The sequence below is a fragment of the Streptomyces sp. W16 genome (assembly GCF_033194735.1).
GTDB lineage: Bacteria > Actinomycetota > Actinomycetes > Streptomycetales > Streptomycetaceae > Streptomyces.
In genome coordinates this window covers 1-5,147 of the sequence record NZ_JAWOAI010000619.1, presented here as the reverse complement: position 1 = coordinate 5,147, position 5,147 = coordinate 1, and the positions used below count along the sequence as shown (strand labels likewise).

General features: G+C 68.6%; 4 protein-coding genes. 2 read left to right on the top strand and 2 right to left on the bottom strand.

What is annotated here, in order from left to right; all coding sequences use genetic code 11:
• On the bottom strand, nucleotides 1–802 hold an 802-nt coding region (locus R6V09_RS45395; protein WP_317887330.1), incomplete at its 3' end, for a serine/threonine-protein kinase.
• A gap of 148 nt (nucleotides 803–950) precedes the next feature.
• Nucleotides 951–2,795 (bottom strand): phosphoenolpyruvate carboxykinase (GTP), encoded by a 1,845-nt coding sequence (locus tag R6V09_RS45390; protein ID WP_317887329.1) that lies wholly within the window; start codon nucleotides 2,793–2,795, stop codon nucleotides 951–953.
• A 318-nt stretch (nucleotides 2,796–3,113) separates the two neighbouring features.
• Here R6V09_RS45390 and trhA point away from each other — a divergent pair, with 318 nt between their 5' ends.
• Together trhA and R6V09_RS45380 are read left to right on the top strand one after the other, a co-directional pair.
• Complete coding sequence (gene trhA / locus R6V09_RS45385) at nucleotides 3,114–3,827, top strand: PAQR family membrane homeostasis protein TrhA (protein WP_317887328.1); 714 nt, start codon at nucleotides 3,114–3,116, stop codon at nucleotides 3,825–3,827.
• A 113-nt stretch (nucleotides 3,828–3,940) separates the two neighbouring features.
• Nucleotides 3,941–5,147, top strand: a 1,207-nt coding sequence (locus R6V09_RS45380) for a DHA2 family efflux MFS transporter permease subunit (RefSeq protein ID WP_317887327.1), incomplete at its 3' end; no start/stop codon positions are given.

Below are 5,147 nucleotides of genomic sequence, written 5' to 3'. Positions count from 1 at the left end.
CTTCCGATCTCGGCGGTGCCAGCACCTCGCCCAGCAGGACGTCCAGTCGGGGCCGGTCACCGGGCCGCTTCGCCAGACACCGGGCCAGCAGCGGCCGTAGCCCCGCCGGTACGCCGTCCAGGTCGGGTTCGCGGTGCACCACCCGCAGGCTCACCGCCTCCCCCGCGCCGAACGGCGGGCGGCCGGTCAGCGCGTACACCAGGACACCGCCGAGGGAGAACACGTCGGTGGGCGGGCCGAGCGGCGCCGCCGTCATCTGCTCCGGCGACATGAAGGGCGGGGTGCCGACGACGATTCCGGCCTGGGTGAGGCTCGGGGCGCCCTCGACGCGGGAGATGCCGAAGTCGATGACACGGGGGCCGTCCGAGGCCAGCAGCACATTGGCCGGCTTGAGGTCGCGGTGGACCAGGTTGGCCGCGTGGATGGCCTGCAGGGCCTCCACCAGGAAGGCGCCGAGCCTGCGGACCTGGGCCTCGGGCAGCGGGCCGTCGGTGCGGACGGCCTCGGCGAGGGACGGCCCGGGCACGTACATCGTTGCCAGCCAAGGGAGTTCGGCCTCGGTGTCGGCGTCGACCACGGCCGCCGTGTAGGCGCCGCTGACCAGCCGGGCGGCGGCGACCTCGCGGGCGAAGCGCTCGCGGAACTCCGACTCCGCGGCCAGTTCGGGCCGTACGACCTTCACCGCCACCTCGCGGCCGGCCGGCGAACGGCCGAGATACACCCATCCCATACCGCCGGAGCCGAGCCGCCCGGCGATCCGGTACGGCCCCACGCTCAGCGGATCGCTGACCGGAGTGCGCACCCCGCTCACCTCACTTCGGGGTTCGTTGCAGGTTGTCCCGAGTGTCCCCCGAAATGCCGGTCTGGGCAGAGGTGATGGGATAAATAGAGGCCAACGGGTAAGGGCCCGCACGCCGTTGTGCGGGCCCCTACTGTTCCGGTACTGGGACTCAGCCCAGACGCTGCACCAGCGCGCGGTACTCGTCCCACAGTTCCTTCGGGGTGTGGTCCCCGAAGGTGTTGAGGTGGTCCGGGACCAGGGCGGCCTCCTCGCGCCACACGTCCTTGTCGACGGTGAGCAGGAAGTCGAGGTCGGCCTCGGAGAGGTCGAGGCCCTTGGTGTCGAGGGCGCCCTTGGCCGGCAGCACGCCGATCGGGGTCTCGACGCCTTCGGCGCGGCCGTCGAGGCGGTCGACGATCCATTTCAGGACACGGCTGTTCTCGCCGAAGCCCGGCCACACGAACTTGCCCGCGTCGTTCTTGCGGAACCAGTTCACGTAGTAGATCTTCGGCAGCTTCGCCTGGTCGCGGCCCTTGGCGACATCGACCCAGTGGCCCATGTAGTCACCCATGTTGTAGCCGCAGAACGGCAGCATGGCGAACGGGTCGCGGCGCAGTTCACCGACCTTGCCCTCGGCGGCGGCGGTCTTCTCGGAGGCCACGTTGGCGCCGAGGAAGACACCGTGGTTCCAGTCGAAGGACTCCGTCACCAGCGGTACGGCCGAGGCACGCCGGCCGCCGAACAGGATCGCCGAGATCGGCACGCCCCTGGGGTCCTCCCACTCGGGCGCGATGATCGGGCACTGCGAAGCGGGCACGGTGAAGCGGGCGTTGGGGTGCGCGGCGGGCGAAGTGGACTCCGGCGTCCAGGAGTTGCCCTTCCAGTCCGTCAGGTGGGCCGGAGTCTCCTCCGTCATGCCCTCCCACCAGATGTCGTTGTCGTCGGTCAACGCCACGTTGGTGAAGACGGAGTTGCCCCACAGCGTCTTCATCGCGTTGGCGTTGGTGTGCTCACCGGTGCCGGGCGCGACGCCGAAGAAACCGGCCTCGGGGTTGATCGCGTAGAGCCGGCCGTCCTCGCCGAACCGCATCCAGGCGATGTCGTCACCGATCGTCTCGACGGTCCAGCCCGAGACGGTGGGCTCCAGCATCGCGAGGTTGGTCTTGCCGCAGGCCGAAGGGAAGGCCGCCGCCACGTACTTGGACTCTCCCTGCGGCGGGGTCAGCTTCAGGATGAGCATGTGCTCCGCGAGCCAGCCCTCGTCCCGCGCCATCACCGAGGCGATGCGCAGGGCGTAGCACTTCTTGCCGAGCAGCGCGTTGCCGCCGTAGCCGGAGCCGTAGGACCAGATCTCGCGGCTCTCGGGGAAGTGCGAGATGTACTTGGTGGAGTTGCACGGCCACGGCACGTCCGCCTCGCCCTCGGCCAGCGGCGCTCCGAGCGTGTGCACAGCACGCACGAAGAAGCCGTCCTCGCCGAGTTCGTCCAGGACGGGCTGTCCCATGCGGGTCATGGTGCGCATGGAGACGGCGACATAGGCGGAGTCGGTGATCTCGACGCCGATCGCGGAGAGGTCCGAACCGAGGGGGCCCATGCAGAACGGGACGACGTACATCGTCCGGCCCTTCATGGAGCCGCGGAAGATGCCCTTTTCTCCCGCGAAACTGTTTCCTTCTCCTGTAAAGATGGCCCGCATTTCGGCGGGAGCCTTCCAGTGGTTGGTGGGTCCCGCGTCCTGCTCCTGCTCGGAGCAGATGAACGTCCTGTCCTCGACCCGGGCGACATCGGTCGGGTCGGAGGCGGCGTAGTAGGAGTTGGGGCGCTTGATCGGGTCGAGCTTCTGGAAGGTGCCCTTTCGGACGAGCTCCTCGCTCAGCCGCTCGTACTCCGCTTCGGATCCGTCACACCAGACCACGCTGTCCGGCTGAGTCAGTTCTGCGATCTCGTTCACCCACGAGACCAGTTCTTTGTGCTGGGTTGGGATGACGGGGGGAGCCGCGATGTCGCGCGCCACGATTGCTCCTATGGTGAGGGATTTTGTCCTGTCTGCCCCGTGGGGGCCGCGACCCGGATGCTTCACGATGGTCGATCTTGGCGCTCATCCGGTGCCGACCGCACTCATTTGATCATCCGACGCGTCCGCCCATATGTCCAGAGGGCCTCACATACGAGCGACGTGAGGATCGCCACGTATCCAGATGTTTTCCGTGCGTCACCACCGCTTCACCCCGGGTACCCGCACGTCGACCAGCCATGAGAGAGTGGCCACTTCCAGCCCCTCATCTCGCCGCACTGACACGTAACTTACGGTTCCGTAGGTACGCTGGAGCGCATGACTGCGTCCGTCCCCGACGCGCCCACGGACACGCCGACCGCCGGCCATGGTCCCTCCGCGCTCTCCCTCCCCGACCATGTGAAGCCGAAGCTGCGCGGCTGGCTGCACCTCGGCATGTTCCCGGCCGTTCTCGTCTCCGGCCTGGTGCTCACCGCTCTCGCCGACACACCCCGGGCCCGGATCGCCTGCGGGATCTTCGCCCTGACGGCCTGCCTGCTCTTCGGAGTCAGCGCGCTGTACCACCGGGGCGACTGGAGCCCGCGCATGGACGGCATCCTGCGCAGACTCGATCACGCCAACATCTTCCTGATCATTGCGGGCACCTACACACCCCTGACGATGCTGCTGCTGCCGGGCGCCAAGGGCGAATGGCTGCTGTGGAGCATCTGGGGCGCGGCGCTGGCAGGCATCGCCTTCCGGGTCTTCTGGGTCGGCGCCCCACGCTGGCTCTACACCCCCTGCTACATCGCGATGGGCTGGGCGGCCGTCTTCTTCCTGCCCGACTTCATGCGCACGGGCGGCATCGCCGTCCTGGTCCTGGTGGTCGTCGGCGGACTGCTCTACAGCGCCGGCGGCGTGATCTACGGCATCAAGCGCCCGAACCCGTCACCGCGCTGGTTCGGTTTCCACGAGGTCTTCCACTCCCTGACGGTGGCGGCCTTCCTGGTGCACTACGTGGGGATCTCGATGGTGGCGTACCAGCACGGGTAGCGCCTGAGACACCTCCTGTTCATGGCCACGGCTTTCGAGCCGTGGCCATTTTTCATGTCCTGACAGTCGATCCCTGTTGACATCAACCACCTTTTGACAGCTACTCTCATTTCATGGCTACTGTCACTGTCCCTCAGAACGACGAAGCGCGACACGATCCGCGCCGCTGGTGGGCCCTCGGGGCCCTGGTCGCGAGCATGCTCACGCTCGGCTTCGACACAACGATCCTCAACGTCGCCCTGCCCACGATGGCCGGCGACCTCGGTGCCACCACCGGCCAGCAGCAGTGGATGGCCGACTCCTACGTCATCGTCTTCGCGGCCCTGATGCTCCCGGCCGGACTCCTCGGCGACCGCTTCGGACGGCGCCGGATGCTCGTCGTCGGGCTCGGCATCTTCCTCGCCGGCTCGGTGGCCGGCTCCCTGGCGAGCGACGTGAACTGGGTCATCGCGGCCCGCACGGTGATGGGCGTCGGCGGGGCCCTGGTCACCCCGCTCGCGCTGTCCGTGCTGCCCTCGCTCTTCGGCCCGGACGAGCGCACCAAGGCCGTCGGCATCACCTCCGCGGCCTCCTCGCTCGGGCTGCCGCTCGGCCCGATCATCGGCGGCTGGCTGCTCAACCACTTCTGGTGGGGCTCGGTCTTCCTGGTCAACATCCCGATGGCCGCGATCGGCATAGCGGCCTGTGTCTTCCTGCTGCCCGAGAGCAGCGACCCCGCCTCCCCCAAGGTCGACACCCTCTCCACCGCGTTCACGGCGGCCGGCCTCGGCTCCCTCATCTACGCGATCATCGAGGCGCCCAGCCGCGGTTGGGGCGACCCGCTGATCGTGGGCATGCTCATCGGCGCCGCGCTCCTGATCTCCGCCCTGGTGCTGCGCGAGCGGCGCATGCAACGCCCCATGCTCGACATGGAACTGCTCGCCCACCGCGGTTTCCTCTTCAACACACTCGCCGCGACCCTCGTCATGTTCGTCCTGTCCGGCCTGTTGTTCGTGCTGCCGCAGTATCTCCAGGCGGTGCTCGGCAATGACGCGCTCGGCACCGGCGTCCGGCTGCTGCCCATGATGGGCGGCCTGATCGTCGCGGCCCGCGCCGCACAACCGCTCGTCGCCAAGTTCGGCTCCCGTGCCGTGGTCACCGCCGGCCTGGTGATCCTCGCCTTCGCCGCGCTGCTCGGCAGCCGTACGACGGCCGACTCCGGCTACGGCTTCACCGCGCTGTGGCTGTCCATCACCGGCTTCGGCTTCGGCTTCTCGATCGTCCCCGCGATGGACGGCGCCCTCGGCGCGCTGCCCCGCGACCGGGCCGGCAGCGGCGCCG